Source organism: Streptomyces sp. CA-249302 (assembly GCF_050936785.1).
Classification (GTDB): Bacteria; Actinomycetota; Actinomycetes; order Streptomycetales; family Streptomycetaceae; genus Streptomyces.
In genome coordinates this window covers 5,904,264-5,921,561 of the sequence record NZ_JBNJMG010000001.1, presented here as the reverse complement: position 1 = coordinate 5,921,561, position 17,298 = coordinate 5,904,264, and the positions used below count along the sequence as shown (strand labels likewise).

Annotated in this window: 13 protein-coding genes and 1 pseudogene; 2 read left to right on the top strand and 12 right to left on the bottom strand. The window is 71.4% G+C overall.

The window, feature by feature from the left end:
- Positions 1-24: 24 nt before the first annotated feature.
- From ACQEWB_RS26645 to ACQEWB_RS26605, 9 genes and pseudogenes are all read right to left on the bottom strand, one after another.
- Positions 25-1,095: an acyl-CoA dehydrogenase family protein gene (locus ACQEWB_RS26645; RefSeq protein WP_432835175.1), complete on the bottom strand. Its 1,071-nt coding sequence runs from the start codon at positions 1,093-1,095 to the stop codon at positions 25-27.
- Between the two features lie 7 nt (positions 1,096-1,102).
- Positions 1,103-2,494 (bottom strand): MFS transporter, encoded by a 1,392-nt coding sequence (locus tag ACQEWB_RS26640; protein WP_432835173.1) that lies wholly within the window; start codon positions 2,492-2,494, stop codon positions 1,103-1,105.
- 7 nt (positions 2,495-2,501) lie between these two features.
- Positions 2,502-3,263 (bottom strand): annotated as a pseudogene (locus ACQEWB_RS26635) (SDR family oxidoreductase); the annotation flags it as partial.
- A gap of 47 nt (positions 3,264-3,310) precedes the next feature.
- The gene (locus tag ACQEWB_RS26630) at positions 3,311-4,267 is read right to left on the bottom strand and encodes an aromatase/cyclase (protein ID WP_432835171.1); all 957 of its coding nucleotides are present in this window, start codon (positions 4,265-4,267) and stop codon (positions 3,311-3,313) included.
- 123 nt (positions 4,268-4,390) lie between these two features.
- Entirely contained in the window at positions 4,391-5,860 is a 1,470-nt protein-coding gene (locus tag ACQEWB_RS26625) for an FAD-dependent monooxygenase (RefSeq protein WP_432835169.1), read from the bottom strand.
- A complete protein-coding gene (locus ACQEWB_RS26620) occupies positions 5,850-7,142 on the bottom strand; it encodes a cation:proton antiporter (RefSeq protein ID WP_432835167.1) in 1,293 nt (430 codons plus the stop codon). Before ACQEWB_RS26620 ends, ACQEWB_RS26625 begins: the two co-directional genes overlap by 11 nt.
- Before the next feature lie 29 nt (positions 7,143-7,171).
- Positions 7,172-8,767, bottom strand: coding sequence for an NAD(P)/FAD-dependent oxidoreductase (locus ACQEWB_RS26615; protein ID WP_432835165.1), 1,596 nt, complete (start codon positions 8,765-8,767; stop codon positions 7,172-7,174).
- Positions 8,768-8,769: 2 nt separating this feature from the next.
- Positions 8,770-10,209, bottom strand: coding sequence for a DHA2 family efflux MFS transporter permease subunit (locus ACQEWB_RS26610; protein WP_432835163.1), 1,440 nt, complete (start codon positions 10,207-10,209; stop codon positions 8,770-8,772).
- Positions 10,206-10,787: an NADPH-dependent FMN reductase gene (locus tag ACQEWB_RS26605; RefSeq protein WP_242779453.1), complete on the bottom strand. Its 582-nt coding sequence runs from the start codon at positions 10,785-10,787 to the stop codon at positions 10,206-10,208. Before ACQEWB_RS26605 ends, ACQEWB_RS26610 begins: the two co-directional genes overlap by 4 nt.
- A gap of 463 nt (positions 10,788-11,250) precedes the next feature.
- Here ACQEWB_RS26605 and ACQEWB_RS26600 point away from each other — a divergent pair, with 463 nt between their 5' ends.
- Positions 11,251-12,186 carry a hypothetical protein gene (locus ACQEWB_RS26600; protein ID WP_432835160.1) on the top strand — a complete coding sequence of 312 codons (936 nt, stop codon included), beginning with the start codon at positions 11,251-11,253 and terminating at the stop codon, positions 12,184-12,186.
- A 119-nt stretch (positions 12,187-12,305) separates the two neighbouring features.
- On the opposite strand, the gene ACQEWB_RS26595 is transcribed toward ACQEWB_RS26600, so the two are convergent.
- Genes ACQEWB_RS26595 through ACQEWB_RS26585 form a run of 3 tightly spaced genes read right to left on the bottom strand, consistent with a single transcriptional unit; the run spans position 12,306 to position 16,010 of the window.
- Positions 12,306-14,078, bottom strand: a complete 1,773-nt coding sequence (locus ACQEWB_RS26595) for an acetyl/propionyl/methylcrotonyl-CoA carboxylase subunit alpha (protein WP_432835158.1) — start codon at positions 14,076-14,078, stop codon at positions 12,306-12,308.
- Between the two features lie 44 nt (positions 14,079-14,122).
- Positions 14,123-15,034, bottom strand: coding sequence for an NAD-dependent epimerase/dehydratase family protein (locus ACQEWB_RS26590; protein WP_432835156.1), 912 nt, complete (start codon positions 15,032-15,034; stop codon positions 14,123-14,125).
- Positions 15,035-15,077: 43 nt separating this feature from the next.
- On the bottom strand, positions 15,078-16,010 hold the full coding sequence (locus tag ACQEWB_RS26585) for a ScbA/BarX family gamma-butyrolactone biosynthesis protein (protein WP_432835153.1): 933 nt from the start codon (positions 16,008-16,010) through the stop codon (positions 15,078-15,080).
- A 460-nt stretch (positions 16,011-16,470) separates the two neighbouring features.
- Here ACQEWB_RS26585 and ACQEWB_RS26580 point away from each other — a divergent pair, with 460 nt between their 5' ends.
- Entirely contained in the window at positions 16,471-17,262 is a 792-nt protein-coding gene (locus tag ACQEWB_RS26580) for a response regulator transcription factor (RefSeq protein ID WP_432835151.1), read from the top strand.
- Positions 17,263-17,298: the final 36 nt, after the last annotated feature.

Here is a 17,298-nt window from a genome sequence, read left to right as displayed (position 1 = left end):
ACCTTTCGGGTAGGGCGGGAACGGTCAGGAGGCGAGCAGGGGCTCGGTGAAGCGCAGCGCGGCGGGCTCGAAGCGGAGTGCTCCGTGGCCGGCGGCGACGCGGACGTCGCGCCAGACCCGGTTCAGCGGCTGTGTCTCGCGCTGGCCCCGGGTGCCGGCCTCGGCGAACACCCGCTCGACCGCGCCGGCCAGCAGGTCCACCGCGAGGGCGCTGTCCAGGGAGGCGCGCCGCAGCCGGTCCTCGTCGTGCAGGCCCAGGTCGGCGTTCTCGGCCACCCGGGTGAGCAGCAGGGTCGCCGCCTCGACCTCGCCGGCCGCCCGGGCGAAGCCGGTCCGGGCGCTGTCGCGGGCCGGCAGCGCGGCGGCGGCGAGCTTCAGGGCGCCGCGGGCAGCGCCGAGGACGGGCGAACCGAAGGTCAGCCCGTTCACGGCGAACAGCGGCACGGTGTGGAATGGCTCGCGGGACACCGCCGGACGGCCGAGGAACATCTCGTCGCGGGGGAAGGACCGGTGGTCCGGGACGAAGACCTCGTCCAGGGTCAGCGAGTGGCTCCCGGTGGCCCGCATGCCGATCGTGAACCACGACTCGGTGATGCCGTAGTCGGGACGGGGTACGGCGAAGAAGCGCGCGCCGTTCCCGTCGTCGGCCAGCAGCAGCGCCCAGTCGGAGAACTCGATCCCGCTGACGTAGGGCCAGTCGCCCGACAGGACCCAGCCGCCGTCCACCGCCCGCACGCTGCCCTGGGAGACGAAGCCGACGACCACGAGGGTGTCGGCTCCCTTCGCCCAGACCTCGGCCTGGCCGGCCGCGGGCAGATAGCCGGAGATGCGGGCGCCCTGCGCCATCAGCGAGGCGACCCAGCCGGCGGAGGCGCAGCCCTCGGCGACCGTGGCCACCGACTCCATGAGCTCGGTGAAGCCCACGGGTGCGCCGCCGAGGTGCTCGGGCACGAAACGGCGGGCGAACCCGGCGGTGATCAGGGTCTCGACCACCTCGTCGGAGAGCCTGCGGTCGGTGTCGGCCGTGGCCGCGTGGCGGGCCGCGACCTCGGCGGCGGTCTCGGCCGCGGACAACAGGCCGGTCAGATCGGGCATCGGGCCATTACCTCCGGAGTTCGGATGCGGAAGAGCGGGGTGCGCCGGTCCGCGGCAGGCGGCGCGGGCGCAGTCCGGTGAGCGCGACCAGCAGCCCGAAGGCCGAGAGCACAGCGACGAACCGCAGGGCCGCGCCGCCCGAGGAGCGCTCCGAGAGGACCGCGACCGAGGAGACGGCCACGGCGGCGCCCGTCTGGACCGCCGCCTGGAACACACCGCCGGCCATCGGCCGCAGCTCGGCCGGCACTTCGGACGCGGCTTGCATGTTCAGCGGCGCGAAGGCGAGCACGAAACCCGCCCCGACCAGCAGCAGCGTGGGCAGCACATCGACGGCGTACGACTGCGGCGGGTGCTGCCGGGGATAGACCAGGTAGCCGAGGAACGCGAGGAACGCGCCGGCCGCGATCAGCGGCGGCCCGCCGAACCGGCGTACCAGCCGCCCCGACCAGAGCGAGGTCAGCGCCAGCGGCAGGCTCGCGGGCAGCAGCGCGAGGGCGGTCACCAGCGGCGACCAGCCCTGCCGTACCTGCAACTGGAAGGTGGCGACGAACAGCAGCCCCAGATAGGACCCGTTGAAGGCCGCACCGCCGAGCGCGGACCTGATGAGCGGACCGCTGGTGACCGCGGCCGCCTTGACCAGCGGGCGCGGCGCGCGCCGTTCGACGGCCACGAACGCGGCCGCCAGCACCGCCAGGGCGGTCAGCGCGATGCCGGTCCGGAGCGCCGAGCCCGCCGAGACGATGGCGCAGACGAGCGCGGCCGACGCGCCCGCGAGGGTCGTCGCCCCCGCCGCGTCGAAGCGTCGCGGGCCTACGGCGGCCGGACCCGAGGGGCCGGCCGGGATCAGCCGGAGGCAGCAGGCGAACAGCACCAGGACGGCCGGGGCCGGGAACGCCAGCGTCCAGCGCCAGCTCACCGAGGTGAGGACGCCGGACAGCACGAGGCCCGCGGTGAATCCGCAGGCCCCGAAGAAGGAGTAGACGGACACGGCCTTCTGGCGGGCCGGGCCCTCCTCGAAGGCGGTGCTGATGATCGCCAGCCCGGTGGGCGCGGTGAGCGCCACGCAGAAGCCCTTGACGAAGCGGGTCGCCGCCAGCAGTTCGGGGCCGCCGGCCAGGGCCCCGACCACGGACGCGACCGCGAACAGGAGCAGCCCGGCCAGATAGACCCGGCGCCGGCCGAGCAGTTCGACCAGCCGGGTGCCGAACAGCATCAGACCGCCGAAGCCGAGGGCGAAGGCGGTCATCGTCCACTGCACGGCCGTGGGTGTGAGATGCAGGTCGGCCGCGATCGAGGGCATGGCCACGACCAGGGTCGACACCTCTAGCGCGTCGATGAGCATGTTGCCGGCCAGCACGAACAGCAGACCCTGCCGGCGGGCGTCGGTCGCGGTGGTCATCCCGGGCTCAGCCGAGGAGGGTGCCGCCGGTGGCGTCCACGAAGGACCCGGTCACCCAACGGGCGTCGTCGGAAGCCAGGAAAGCCACGACGTCCGCGATGTCCTCCGGCTCGCCCACCCGGCCCAACGCCGACAACCGCGCCATCTGCTCAACCACCTCAGGCATCCCGAACACCGGGTTGTCATTACGCGTGATGCCCGGCGCGACACTGTTGACCGTGATCCCCCGCGGGCCCAGATGCTTCGCGAAATGCAGCGCCAACTGATCCAGAGCGCCCTTGCTCATCGCGTACGCGATCTCGTCCGGGTTCGCCACCCGCGTCAGCCCCGACGTGATGTTGATGATCCGGCCACCATCACGCATATGCCGCAACGCCCGCTGCACCAGGAAGAACGGCGCCTTCGCATTCACCGCCATGATCCGGTCGAACGCCTCCGGCGTGGTGTCCTCCGGCTTCACCCCGCCCATCACCCCGGCGTTGTTCACCAGAATGTCCAGCGCAGGCGAACCGGTGCGCTCCCGCAGCCCCTCCTCCAACTCCAGGAACAACTCATGCACATCACCCGCCACACCCAACTCGGCCCGCACTGCGAACGCACGGCCGCCATCCCGCTCGATCTCCTCGACGACCTCCCGCGCCGCCTCCTTACCACTGCCGTAATGAACCGCGACCAGCGCGCCCTCCCGCGCCAACCGCACAGCCGACGCCCGGCCCATCCCCCGACTCGAACCCGTCACCAACACCGTCTTGCCCGTGAGTCCGTCCATGTCCTTCTTCCAGATCGTGGGTGGGGTGTCCGGGCCACCGGCCCGGCTCAGCGCCCGCGTTCGGCGTACCGCCCGGCGTGGGCCAGCACGGCCCGGCTGCTTGCGCCGATCGCCTCGCGGACGTGTGCGCGGGCGTCGGCGACGGTCGCGTCCGGGCCGAGGACCGCGGTGATGTTCGCGGTGTTCAGCACGACGGTGTGCCGGGCGGACACGAGCACGCCGGTCGTGTCGTCCGCGGGTGTCTCGAACGTCCAGGAGCCCGTGTGCAGGCTCAGCAGTGCGGGCAGGGTGACCTGCCGGTGGAGGATCCTGCGGTGCGGGAGGCAGACCCGGTGGGCGACGGCACGGTGGACCGAGCCGTCCGGGGCCCGCGTCACCGTCTCCAGCCGCTGTAGCCCGGGCTTGTCCTCGTCGAGCCGGACCTCCGTGACGCCCGGCAGGCGTTCGGCCCACAGCGGGGCCTCGTTGACGAAGTCGTAGACGTCCTCGGCCGGGCCCGCGATCCGCGCGGTGTCCTCGAAGGAGAAGGTGAACTCCTCGGCCAGGTACGCCTCTTCGACGCTCTTCTTCAGTTCCGCCAGTTCGGTACGGGAGTTGCGGTCGACGGCGCTGTCGATCCGCTCGAACTCCCCCGGGTCGTCGTCGACGAGACTGAACGCGTGCAGCAGCCGCACCCTCGACTCGGCCGGGGACAGCGGTTCGACGACCCAGCCGCCGTCCATCGAGGCGAGGGGCGGGCCGAATCCGGTGGGCCGGAAGGTGATCCGCAGCCGCTCCGGGTCGAGGGTGCGCAGCGCCGTCCAGTGTTCGAACGACGCGTCGGCGGTGGTGCCCCAGATGCGGAGAAGCTCCCGCCCGCCACTCTCCGGGACCTGCTCGGCGTGGACGATCCGTGGGTAGATCCGCGGCCAGTTGTCCACCTCGGCGATGAGGCGGTAGACGGTGGCGGCGGGAGCGGAGACGGCGATCTCGTGCTCGACCTCACGCAGGAGGGACTGCGGCATACGGGAAACTCCTCGGGTTCCGGTGACCTGGCAGCGCCCCGTCAGGGGCGCGGGGAACTGCGCGACCAGCCACCGCCGCCCCGCAGACGACCTACTACCCACTGCGGCACTTCCAGCGGAGCGTCAGCGCGCCGGGCCGAACCAGCGCTCCAGGGCCATCGGCAGGTCGCCGTGGCTGCCGGGTGCCGCCCAGGCGACGTAGCCGTCGGGGCGGATCAGTACGGCCGAGGTGCCGGCCAGGGCGCTGGTGTCGGCGACGGCGTGCGGCTCGGCGGTCACCGTGTCGACGCGGTCGGCCCAGCCGGTGGCCCGGCGCCGGAGCGTCGCGTTGTCCGCCAGGTCGAGCAGGACGCCGCGGCCGTCGTGCAGCAGCTCGGTGCTGCCGGCCTTGAAGCCGTCGCCGACCAGCTCCAGGTGCGGCATCCGGCGGCCGAGCAGCGGATGCCGCCCGCCGCCGACGTCGTAACCGATCTCCAGGCCGCTGACCATCGCGGCGAGGTGCTTGCTGACGTCGTCGTACTTGATCAGCTCGTTCAGTACGTCGCGCAGCGGCTGCACCTCGGCGCCGCTGAGGAACAGCAGGCCCTGGGCCTGGGTGTTCATCAGCAGCCGCTTGCCGACCGGGTGGCGCTCGTCGTGGTAGGTGTCCAGGAGGGCCTCGGGGGCCCGGCCGCGGATCACCGCCGCGAGCTTCCAGCCGAGGTTGACCGCGTCCTGGATGCTGGTGTTCATCCCCTGGCCGCCGGCGGGCAGATGGATGTGCGCGGCGTCCCCGGCGAGGAAGACCCGGCCGCGGCGGTACTCGGTGGCCTGCCGGGTGGCGTCCCCGAAGGAGCTCACCCAGACCGCCTCGCCGTGCGAGATGTCCTGCCCGGTGACCCGCTTCCAGCCCTCGGCCACCTCGTGGTAACCGGGCGGGCTGGTACGGCGCTTCGGCGGGACGCCCCGCTCGCAGAGGATCAGCCGGGTGACGTCACCGGGCAGCGGGCCGACCATGACCATGCCGCCGGGGTACGTCGTTCCGATCATGGACGGTTCGAGCTTCAGCCCCTTGACGTCGGCGAGGAACATCTCCAGGGTCGCCGCGGTGCCGGGGAAGTCGAAGCCGGCCGACTTGCGGACCAGGCTGCGGCCGCCGTCGCAGCCGACGAGGTAGCGGGCGCGCAGCGTCTCGGTGCCGTCGGGGCCCTTGACCTCGACCTCCACGGAGTCGGGGCCGTTGGTGAGTCCGACGAGTTCGTGACCGCGGCGCAGATCCGCGCCGAGCTCCTGCACCCAGGCTTCGAGCACCGCCTCGGTCTGCGACTGGGGCACGCTCTTGGCCGCCTGGTGGGCGCCCTCCAGGACGCCGAAGTCGACCGGCAGCCCGCCGAAGTGGCCCACGTTGCTGGTGGTGATGTCGCCGAACCGGGACAGCAGGCCCCGCTGGTCGAAGACCTCCATCGTGCGGGCGGTGAAGCCCAGCCCGCGCGACTCCCCGGTACGTTCCGGGAGGCGTTCCACGACGATGGTGTCGACCCCGGCGAGCCGCAGCTCACCGGCGAGCATCAGGCCGGCCGGGCCGGCTCCCACGACGATGACATCAGCGTCCATCGGTGTTGTCTCCAAGCGGTTCGTCGGAAGGTCCCGAGTCCGGCACGGTGGCCTTGCTCGGGGACGGAGGAGTGCGCACACCGGCCCGGCCCGCCGCGTCGAGGTCCTCGCGCAGCCGGTCGGCCGGGTAGCTCCAGCTGAGCAGCGGACCGGTCATCGCCGTGGTGACCAGGGCCATGACCAGGAGCATCGCGTAGAGCTGGACGTCGAGCAGACCTTGTTCCAGGCCCACCGAGAGGATGACGATCTCGGTCAGGCCACGGGTGTTGACCAGGGACGCCACGACCGCCGAGCCCCGGGGCGGGATGCCGGACAGCCGGGCCGCCGCGTATCCGCCGCCGATCTTGCCGACGACGGAGATCGCCAGGATCACGCCGAGCACGCCGAGTTGGCCGAGGCGCAGCCCGGTCAGGTCGACGGTGAGCCCGGTGACCGCGAAGAACACCGGCAGCATCAGCTGGACGGCCGGGTCCAGGCGCTCCCTGAGACGTTCGAGGAAGGCCTCGGAGCGGGGCATCACCGCGCCGAACAGGAACGCCCCGAAGATGTAGTGGATCTGCATCCACTCGGCGGCCCAGGCCGAGGCGAACAGGCCGATCAGCAGGTACGGCAGCGGCTCGGCGGTGTCGGCGAGGCGGCGCAGCAGCGGCCGTACCAGACGGAACATCACCAGCACGTACACCGGGGCGAGCAGCAGCCGCCAGGACTCGTGGCCGGAGGCGGAGGCGAGGGCCACCGCGACGGCCAGCAGGGCGTAGGCGACGACGTCGATCACGGCGGCCGCGGCGAGGGCGATCCCGCCGATCAGCGTGTGCTGCATACCGCGGTCGGTGAGGATGCGGGCGAGCACGGGGAAGGCGGTGGCCGACACCGACACCCCGAAGAAGAGCACGAAGGGCAGCGTGCCGACGTCGGCGTACCGGGGAGCGAGCCAGAGCGCGAAGCCGCAGCCGAGCACGAGCGGCAGCAGCGTGGCGCCCGCCGCGACCCCGGTGACGACGCGGCCCCGGCCCTGGATGAGGCGGTGGTCCAGCTCCATGCCGACCACGAACATGAACAGGACCAGGCCCACGGCGGCCAGGGTCTTCAGCGGTGTGATGACCGACGTGGGGAAGACCGCGTCGCCGGCCAGGTGGCCGAGCAGGGTCGGCCCGAGGGCGATGCCCGCCGCGATCTCACCGATCACCCTCGGCTGGCCCATGAATACGGCCGCCGCCCCGAGGAAGCGGGCGGCGGCCAGGATGATGACGATGTCGAGGAACAACAGATCTATGGGTGGCACGAGACTCCTTAAGTCGTCCTCCTGCGCCCTCAGTCGAAGATCTGGGCGATGTGTTCGGGCGCTGTCGTACGGCCCCACTTCTGGGCGAGTTCGACGAGTTCCGGAGTCGCCTCGAAGCACTTGTCGTCCCGGTTGCCCCGGTCGAAGGGCTCGGGCAGACAGGGCGAGGTCGCGATCCAGGCGAAGACCCGGTCCGCGGCCTCGGCCGGGTCGAGCGTTCCGGCCTCGACGGCCTGGCAGAGCTCCCGGGTGAAGGTGAGGAGCTCGTGGATGTCCTGGCCGACGGGGTCGGGCAGGCCCGGGTGGCGCCGCTTCTCGAGATCGCGGAAGACCTGGTCGTCACGGCTGTCCAGGAACCGCCGGTAGGCCTGCTCCAGGGTCACCGTCGGCAGGACGGTGGTCGACTCCCAGACACGGAGCACCGCGTTCCACAGGTCGTAGTGCCGGAAGGCGACGAAGGAGCTGTAGACGACGTCGTCGTGGACGTCGAACAGTCCCTGCTGGAGTACGTCGACGAAGGCGAAGCGCTCGGTCGACCAGTCGCCGTCCTTGGAGGCGGCTATCAGCCGCCAGGCGAGGGCGTTGACGACCTCCAGCGTGTTGGTCAGGCCGCGGGAGTACAGCGCGTCTATGAACCCGGCCGCGTGCGAGGTCAGGGTGAAGCGCTCGCCGACGGTGTCGTGGGCGGAGTACTGGAGCCGTCCGGTGCTGACCCAGGGACGTACCGCCTTGGCCGTCCGGAACTGTTCGGCGATCTCCGGGTAGCGGCGCAGGAAGTCGTCGAACTCCTCCTGGGCGGTGAGGTCCGTCTTGGGGAAGACCCGCTCGTCCAGGGTCAGACCGACGCTGCACAGCGGGTTGAGCGAGTCCTCCTCGTTGTCGAACGGGATGACCCACAGCCAGCCGCCGTCGAAGACGTGGTGCAGCGTGCCCTCGTGCCACGGGCTGCGGTGCCGGTGCGGCCGGGCGGCCTCGGCGTCGTCGAAGGGCGTCACCCCGACCATGTGGGTGAACATCGAGCGGGAGTGGTGGCGGGCCCGGGTCGGCACGTCGCGCAGGCCGAACTTGTCGGCGACCGGCGAGCGGAAGCCGCTGCCGTCCACGAGGTAGCGGGCGCGGAACTCCTCGCCCTTGTCCGAGCGCAGCGTGACGCCCTCGGCCGGGTCGACGTCGATGTCCTGGATGCGGGTGCCGCTGAGCGGCTCGACCCCGTAGGAGACCGCGAGGTGGAACAGGTAGGCGTCGACGTCCTGGCGGAACAGGTGGCTCTCGGTCCGCTGCCAGGCGGGGATCACCATCTGGTTGATCTGCTCGGGGTCGTGCGGGTGCCCCTCGCGGTGGTAGACGAAGCCGAAGTTCTGCTTCTTGCCGCACATCGGGGAGACCTTCTCGATGATCCCCTGGTGGCCGGCGAGCGGCTCCAGCTCCGGCACCGAGTAGCGCTCCGCGATGATCTTCGTGAGTACGGAGGTGTACGGAATCGTCGACTCGCCGACGGCGAACCGGGGATGGACGCCCGCGTCGATCAGCAGCACGCTGACGCCGTTGCGGGCGAGCACGGCCCCGAGCATGCCGCCGGCCATGCCCGAGCCGAGGATGGCTACGTCGTAAACGGTGTCACCCATGTTCAGGCCTTTCCTGGAGAGTGGGGGTGGGCCGGGGTCAGCGGGGCACCGGACACGCGCAGCGCGGCCCACAGCCCGATGGTGCCGAGCAGCGCGGCGACGGCCGTGCCGAACTGCCACCACAGGGCGGTGTGGAAGGCGTGCTCGGCCCCTTCGGACAGGCCGCGGGCGACGATCACCGAGAACAGGGCCGCGCCCAGGGCGCCGCCGATCCGGACCAGGATGTTGATCTGCGCGGTGGCGTCGGGCAGCCGGTCCCGGGGGACGATGCCGAACGCGGCGACCATCATCGGGGTGGTGGCGAGGCCGGTGCCCATCCCGAGCCCGAACAGCAGGAACTGCACGAACACCACGCCGGGGTTGTCGGCCAGCGCGAACGCGCCGGTGACCAGGGTGGTGAGGCCGGCGCCGAGCGCGGCGACGGGCCCTCCCGTGTACTTGTCGGTCAGCCGCCCGCCGAGCGGGAGCATGATCGCGGTGCCCAGGCCCAGCGGCAGCATCTGAAGCCCGGTGGCGACCACGCCGTCGGAGTGCAGGAGCTGGAAGTAGAGCGGGAACAGCAGCGCGCTGCCGAAGCTCAGCGCCCCGTTGAACATGAAGCCCGTGCAGGCCGCCACATAGCCGGGGTCGCGGAAGAGCCGCATGTCCAGCAGCGGGTGCGCACGGCGGGTGGCGTGCCGGACGAAGGCGGCCAGGCCCGCGACGCCGAGCGCGAGCGGCAGCAGCACCCGGGCGCCGTCCGGGGAGCCCAACTCGCCCCAGCTGGTGAGCCCGTACACGGCCAGCGGCAGGCCGAGGCCGATGTAGCCGTAGCCGATCCAGTCCGGCGGTGTGGTGGACGCCCCCTTGTCGAGCGGGAGGTAGCGCCGCCCCAGCAGGATGGCGATCACACCGAGCGGCACGTTGATCAGGAACAGCCAGCGCCAGGACAGCGAGTGCAGCATCAGGCCGCCGAGCGTGGGGCCCAGGGCCGGCGCCAGCGTGACCGCGATGCCGAGCCGGGCCATGACACGGCCGAGCCGGCCCGGTCCCACGGCCTGGCCGAGGATCGTCTGGCCGGTCGGGACGAGCAGGCCGGCGGTGAGTCCCTGGAACACGCGCAGGACGATCAACGACTCGATGTTCGGGGCCAGTCCGCACAGCGCGGAGATCACCGTGAACGCGGCCAGCGCCCACAGGTACAGCCGGCCGGCGCCGACCCGGCGGCCGAGCCAGGCGCAGATCGGCAGCGAGACGGCCAGCGCCAGCAGGTAGCCACTGGCGACCCACTGGGCGGTGCCGATGCCGGCATGGAACTCGCGCTGGATCGTCTCCAGCGCGATGTTGATGAGCGAGGTGTCCAGGCCGCCCGCGAACGCGCCCAGAGCGATCACCCCGGCGAGTCGCCAGATCGCCGGGGTGATCTCCTGGGGTGCTGCGGGCTCGGCCTCTACCCGGGTCACGCGCCCTCGCGCAGCGGCTTCAGCGCCTGCGCCCAGGAGACGGTCTCTTCGAGCATGGTGGTGAGGGTCTGCGCCTGGTGCGCGCCGGGGGTGAACTCGCCCGGCTCGGTCGGGTTGGTGATGGTGAAGTCACCGAAGAGCGACAGCCCGACCTGGGAGCGGACGGTGGCCACCTTCAGCTCGGACAGGATCAGCCGCAGGTGCTCGATGGCACGGGCGCCGCCCTGGAGCCCGTAGCCCACGAAGCCGGCCGCCTTGTTGTTCCACTCGTTGTAGACGAAGTCGAGCGCGTTCTTCAGCACGCCCGGGACCGAGCGGTTGTACTCCGGGGTCACGAACACGAAGCCGTCGAAGCCGTCGATGGCCTCGGCCCACTTCTGGGTGTGCTCCTTGCTGTACTTGCCGAACGCCGGCGGCTGCGGCTCGTCGAGGATCGGAAGGTTGAAGTCCGCGAGGTCGAGGACCTCGAAGACCGCACCCGGGACCTGCTCGGCACCGACCTTGGCCACCCACTCGGCGACGGCCTGGCCCCGGCGGCCCGGGCGGGTGCTGCCGAGGATGATTCCGATCTTGGTCATATGGTTCTGCCTTCTTCCGGTACTGATCCGCGCGGGATCGGCGAAAGGGAATAGATACGGGCGGCGCGAATCGGCGACAATTCAGCGACGTTAGGTTCCATGTTCTTCGCTTCCGACGACGCACTCAACAGTTCCGGATTCAGGATTCTGTGTACTTCGCCAACGGAAGTACAGGAGATACAAGGGAACGTCAGGCGAGGTACAGAGGAATGTCAAGTCCGGCCCCACCAGGTGCGTTTCAGCCAGTCCTCCGACATTAACGAGTAGCTTCTTCGCTTCCGGGGCCGTAGTCAATGCATTCTGTTTCAGGTGAACGTGAAACTACGTCAGGCGAACGAAAAGCCGCGTGCGGATCCCAGAAAAAGGTCAGGCCCTGCACAGGAGTCATTGGTTCCTGTTGCCCGGCCAATACCCTTCGAACTAGCTTTCCCGTTCAAGTGGACAACCACGAATGGGGGATCAAGTGGGGATTGCATCGACAGCAGAAGGAGCCTGTGCGGCCGCCGTCCGGGTGTGCGCGGGAGCGGGCTGCACCGGCAGCGGGGCGACCGGGCACGGCCGGCGCCTCGCGACCGCGGGCGGCCGGCTGTGCCCGGCGTGCCACGAACGGCTGGCCGCGGAACTGGGCCGACTGCCCGGCCTGTACGAGGCCTGCGGCCGACGGCTCGACGGCCGCACCAGTGACACCACCCGCCCGAGGACGTCCGGCGGCCCGCTGCCCGGCGGCATGCCCTTCAACGCCGGAGCGGCCGAGGTACGGGCGGAGGTCCTGGGCGTGCTCGGTTCCTGGGCGGGCGCCGTGGTCAAGGAGCGCCGGGTGACCCCGCCGCGCCGGGCGGTGCTCCCGCTGGCCGCCTTCCTCCACCGGCACCTCGACTGGCTCGCGGGGCACGACGCCGCGGGCGAGTTCTCCGACGAGGTGGCCCGCCTGGTACGGCGCGCCCGCCGGGTGGTGGATCCGGAGATACGTCATCAGGTCCCGATCGGCGGGTGCGTGGAGCCCGGCTGCACGGGCTCACTGGCCGCCGTGGTCAGGCCGCAGCAGCCGCAGCTCCCGGCCGCGATCCGCTGCGACCGCGACCCCGCACACCTCTGGCTCGGCCACGAGTGGCTCCAGCTCAGGCGCCGCCTCAACGGCACCGCCCACGCCGCGAGTTCCGCGTCCGAGGCCGGGCCCCAGGGTGAGGTGGCCCCGGCCGCCGAACGTCCCGCCGCCGCTGAGCCGGAGCCCGTGCGCTGGGTGAGCGCGGCCGACATCGCCCACCTCTGGGGCGTCTCGACCGGCAGCGTGTACCGCCACGCGAGCGAGTCCAGGTGGCGCCGCCGCAGTCGCCAGGGACGCACGTACTACCACGGCGGCGACGTCATGGAGACGCTGGGCGGGCGCGGCACCGCATAGAAGCGGCACCCCTTAGAAGGGGAGAAGGGCGAGGCGCCCGTTGGACCGACTGCTCCGGTCCGGCGGGCGCCTCGTGACATGCGTGCGGGTGCGGGTGGTGGGTGTGGGTGTGGGTGGTGTCAGTCCTTGATTTCGCAGATGGCGGCGCCGGAGCTGATGGAGGCGCCGATGTCGGCGGTCAGGCCCTTGATGGTGCCGGACTTGTGGGCGTTGAGGGGTTGTTCCATTTTCATGGCTTCGAGGACGACGATGAGGTCGCCTTCGTTGACGGGCTGGCCTTCCTCGACGGCGACCTTGACGATGGTGCCCTGCATCGGGGAGGCGAGGGTGTCGCCGGAGGCGAGGGGGCCGGACTTCTTGGCGGCGCGGCGTTTGGGGCGGGCGCCGGCGGCGAGGCCGGTGCGGGCCAGGGACATGCCCAGCGAGGACGGCAGGGACACTTCCAGGCGTTTGCCGCCGACCTCGACGACGACCGTCTCGCGGCCCGGCTCCTCGTCCGACTCGGTGTCGGTGGGGGCGGCGAAGGGTTTGATGTCGTTGACGAACTCGGTCTCGATCCAGCGGGTGTGGACCGTGAACGGCTCCTCACTGCCCGTCAACTCCGGTGCGAAGGCGGGGTCGGTGACGACCGCGCGGTGGAAGGGGATCGCGGTGGCCATGCCCTCGACGGTGAATTCGGCCAGGGCACGCGAGGCGCGCTGCAGGGCCTGTTCGCGGGTGTGGCCGGTGACGATCAGCTTGGCGAGCAGGGAGTCCCAGGCCGGGCCGATCACGCTGCCGGACTCGACGCCCGCGTCCAGGCGGACACCCGGGCCGGTGGGCGGGGCGAAGAGGGTGACGGTGCCGGGGGCGGGCAGGAAGCCGCGGCCCGGGTCCTCGCCGTTGATGCGGAACTCGAAGGAGTGGCCGCGCAGTTCGGGATCCCCGTAGCCCAGTGGTTCGCCGTCGGCGATGCGGAACATCTCCCGGACCAGGTCGAGGCCGGCGACCTCCTCGGTGACCGGGTGCTCCACCTGGAGGCGGGTGTTGACCTCCAGGAAGGAGATCGTGCCGTCCGCGCCGACCAGGAACTCCACGGTGCCCGCGCCGACGTAGCCGGCCTCGCGCAGGATCGCCTTGGAGGAGGAGTACAGCTGCTCGACCTGCGCGTCAGTGAGGAAGGGGGCGGGGGCCTCCTCGACGAGTTTCTGGTGGCGGCGCTGCAGCGAGCAGTCCCGGGTGGAGACGACGACGACGTTGCCGTGGCTGTCGGCCAGGCACTGGGTCTCCACGTGCCGGGGCTTGTCGAGGTAGCGCTCCACGAAGCACTCACCGCGCCCGAACGCGGCGATGGCCTCGCGGACCGCGGACTCATACAGCTCGGGGACCTCGTCGAGGGTGCGGGCGACCTTCAGGCCGCGGCCGCCACCACCGAACGCCGCCTTGATCGCGATCGGCAGGCCGTGCTGCTCGGCGAAGGCGACGACCTCGTCCGCGCCGCTCACCGGGTCAGGGGTGCCCGCCACGAGGGGGGCGCCGGCGCGCTGGGCGATGTGGCGGGCGGCGACCTTGTCGCCGAGGTCGCGGATGGCCTGCGGGGGCGGGCCGATCCAGACCAGGCCGGCGTCCAGGACCGCCTGGGCGAACTCGGCGTTCTCCGACAGGAAGCCGTAGCCGGGGTGGATGGCGTCCGCGCCCGCCTCGCGCGCCGCGTTCAGGACCTTCTCGATGTCCAGGTAACTGCTCGCCGGGGTGTCACCGCCCAGGGCGAACGCCTCATCCGCGGCGCGGACATGCAGAGCGTCCCGGTCCGGGTCGGCGTAGACGGCCACGCTCGCGATGCCGGCGTCCCGACAGGCACGGGCCACGCGGACAGCGATTTCGCCACGGTTGGCGATGAGCACCTTGCGCACGATGAACTACTCCTCAATTTCAGGCAGTTGAAGGGAGCGGCGCTTCAGGCCGCCTGCAAGGTCTTTCGATACCAGTGCGCCGAGCCCTGGAACCCGCGGTCGAAACCCGCCCCGGGAGCCCGGCCGAGGTCGGACCAGAGCGGGTCGCTGCCGAAGAAGTGATCGGTCGCCAGCAGGTCGAGCCCCGACGACGACCGGCCGTTCGCCGCGAGGATCGTGCGGGCCTGTTCGACCGTGAACTCCCGGTCCGGCCAGGGAGTTCCCGTGCAGTCGGCGACGGCCCGCAGGACGGTGCCCGCCGTGACGGGCACCGGGTGGGCCGCGTGATAGACCGGCGCGGTCAGCGCGGAGCGGGGTGCGAGGGCGGTGGCCACCAGGAGCCCGGCCAGGTCCCGCACCGCGATGACCGACATGAGCGAGGACCAGCCGCCGACCGTGCCCGGCAGGGTGCGCAGAATCCGGACCAGCCCGGGACCCACCCAGGTGTCGCCCTCCCCGTAGACCAGATGGGGCCGCAGGACGATGCCGCCGGCCGAGAGGACGGCGTCCTCGGCGACGGCCCGGGTGCGGGACGTGGGCGATCCGGGATTGCGGGTCAGTTCCTCGGGCCTGCTGCCGCGGAAGACTCCGCGGCCGTATACGGACGCCGTACTGAGATGCACGATGCGGGCGACTCCCGCGCGGCGCGCCTCCGCGACGAGGGCGGTCGTACCACGGGCGTTGACGGCCTCGTTGGCCTCGGCGGTTCCGCCGATCTGTGCGGCGCAGTGGATCAGTACGTCGACTCCGTCGCACACGCCGCGCAGGCTCGCGGGGTCGGCCAGATCACCCCGGACGACACGGCGGCCGGAGTCCGGCCCGGTCCGGCGGCGCGCCATGACCCGCAGGTCGAGCTGGAGCTGTTCCGCCTCGCGGACCACATGGCCGCCCACGAAACCGGACGCACCAGTGATCATGATGGTAGGCACTTCGCTACCCTCCCCCCGTCAGGTAGGCCACTCAGCGGGTGCGAGGGCTCAATATCATTTCGGCGCCGAAGACGGCCTCCCCCTGCTGCGTGCCGCGCACCCGCACCAGGACGTCGCCCGTCCCGCCGAGCCGCTCGGGGCGCGCCTCGATCCAGCACGGGGCGTCGAACTCGGCGTACCGCGTGAAGTCGCTCTTCAGTTCGAGCAGAAGAGCGTCGGGCATCCCGGTCGAGGCGTGCGCGGCCTGCCGGGCGGCCTCCAGCAGCACCATCCCGGGAACGTGGTCCACGGGGTGGTCGAAGTAGGTCGGATGGGCGGTGTCGACCCGCAGCTCCCAGCGGTTCGCGGTGCCGGGCGCCGGCTCGGCGAGGACGACGTGCCGGGTGCTGGTGTGGCCCACGGCGGCCGGAGCGATCGCCGGGCGCGGTGTGCGGTCGGTGGTGGTGGGACGTCCGCCGCGCAGCCGGCTGTGCACGCCCGGGCTGATGCAGCGGAAGCCGGCCCCGGCGGTGGCCAGCGCCTTTCCCTCGCGGAGCACGGTGACGCCGTACCGCATTCCGCAGAGGGAACGGCCCCGGCGGACGATGTCGCGGCAGACCGTGCGCAGTTCGACCTCGGTGGGGACGGCGTCGGCGACCAGGAGTTCGGGGGCGGCGGCGAAGGAGATGTCCTCCATCAGGAACTGGTACCCGAAGGGCACCCCGAACTCGGCGTGAGCCAGCAGGGAGCCGACCTGGCGGACGGACTCGATCACCAGCATCGGATCCTGGTAGCCGCCCTCCCGGGCGAAGAGCGAGTGGCTGCGCGGCCACTGGGCTCTGACCACGAAGCCCTCCTGGCCCTCGGGGCTCGGTATCTCGTCGGCTTCCCAGCCGGTGAGGAGGACTTCGGATACGGCGGCGCGATGGACGTACTCGCGCGGCACCGTGGCGGTCAGTCGAGGCAGAGTCTTCAGGTCCCGCATGTGCAGCACTCCTGTCTGTTTCCGGGCAGGGGGCAACACGCCGGACATCGGCACTCCCCCTTGGCCGACCTCTTCGGGCTCCAAGATACAGACAGGTCAGTTCGTTTTTTCAAGTAAAGATTTGACCCCGTAACCGGAAGCCACCCTTCGACACCGGCCGGCAGTAGAGATTTCGCCCGGTTCGCCCTGCCGGACCGGCAAAACAGGCAACTCAGTACGGTAGCGATGGAACTCCGCCATCACCGCCGCCCACCTGCCCGAATGTGGTCCGGTGGACCTGACCTCGACCGAAGCCCGGAAATGCCGTGCCGCCACAGGCCACGAGAGGCCGGGCGGACCCTGGAGCGGCGCCTCACGCGTGGGCTAATCATGGTTGACAATCAGACAAGTCTGTTTGGTATCTTCGCTGTTGTGAGCGTTCAGCAGTCTGTGATGACGAGGCTGTGACTCAGGAGGGGCAATGAATCTGCAGGCCACGGATGTACTCGACGCATCAGACGCATCATCGGAGCACCACCCGCCACACCGGCCCGCGCTCCCGTCGGCCCGGGGAACGACCGCCCCGCAGGGCACGACCCGGGAGGGCGTACTGCGGGTACTGGTCGTGGAGAACGACGCACGGGCCGCCGACACACTCCTCAAGGGCCTCCAGCGCCAGGGCTACGCCGCCCAGAGCGTGGGCACCGGAGCCCAGGCACTGCGCACGCATCACGACGCCGACCTGGTGCTGCTCGACCTCGACCTGCCCGACCTGGACGGCCTCGAGGTGTGCCGCGGCATCCGGGCGGTGAGCAACACCCCGATCATCACGGTCACCGCGCGCGGCTCCGAACTCGACCGGGTGCTGGGCCTGCAGGCCGGCTCCGACGACTACCTGGTCAAGCCGTACGGCTTCCGGGAGTTGCTGGCCCGGATGGACGCGGTGATGCGCCGCGTGCGCTCACAGGCGAGCGCGACCGCGAGGATCATCGACCACGGGCCTCTGCGGATCGACGCGGGCGCCCGGGTGGCCACGCTGGACGGCGAGCCGGTGGACCTGACCCGCAAGGAGTTCGACCTGCTGTACCTGCTGGCCTCGCAGCCCGACACCGTCGTCCCGCGGCGCCAGATCATGGCCCAGGTCTGGGACGACGCGTGGTCCCCGCACGGCCGCACCGTCGACACCCATGTCAGCACCCTGCGCGGCAAGCTCGGCGCGAGTGGATGGATCACCACCGTCCGGGGCATCGGCTTCCGGCTCGGGCGCCCGTAGCGCGCCCGGTCTCACCGGGCCCCCGCCCCGGAGCCC

Coding starts and splice junctions, on each gene's coding strand:
- ACQEWB_RS26630 (WP_432835171.1), bottom strand. CDS start 4,267: ATGCCGCAGTCCCTCCTGCGTGAGGTCGAGCACGAGATCGCCGTCTCC.
- ACQEWB_RS26580 (WP_432835151.1), top strand. CDS start 16,471: ATGAATCTGCAGGCCACGGATGTACTCGACGCATCAGACGCATCATCG.
- ACQEWB_RS26605 (WP_242779453.1), bottom strand. CDS start 10,787: ATGACCAAGATCGGAATCATCCTCGGCAGCACCCGCCCGGGCCGCCGG.
- ACQEWB_RS26645 (WP_432835175.1), bottom strand. CDS start 1,095: ATGCCCGATCTGACCGGCCTGTTGTCCGCGGCCGAGACCGCCGCCGAG.
- ACQEWB_RS26585 (WP_432835153.1), bottom strand. CDS start 16,010: ATGCGGGACCTGAAGACTCTGCCTCGACTGACCGCCACGGTGCCGCGC.
- ACQEWB_RS26640 (WP_432835173.1), bottom strand. CDS start 2,494: ATGACCACCGCGACCGACGCCCGCCGGCAGGGTCTGCTGTTCGTGCTG.
- ACQEWB_RS26625 (WP_432835169.1), bottom strand. CDS start 5,860: ATGGACGCTGATGTCATCGTCGTGGGAGCCGGCCCGGCCGGCCTGATG.
- ACQEWB_RS26590 (WP_432835156.1), bottom strand. CDS start 15,034: ATGATCACTGGTGCGTCCGGTTTCGTGGGCGGCCATGTGGTCCGCGAG.
- ACQEWB_RS26615 (WP_432835165.1), bottom strand. CDS start 8,767: ATGGGTGACACCGTTTACGACGTAGCCATCCTCGGCTCGGGCATGGCC.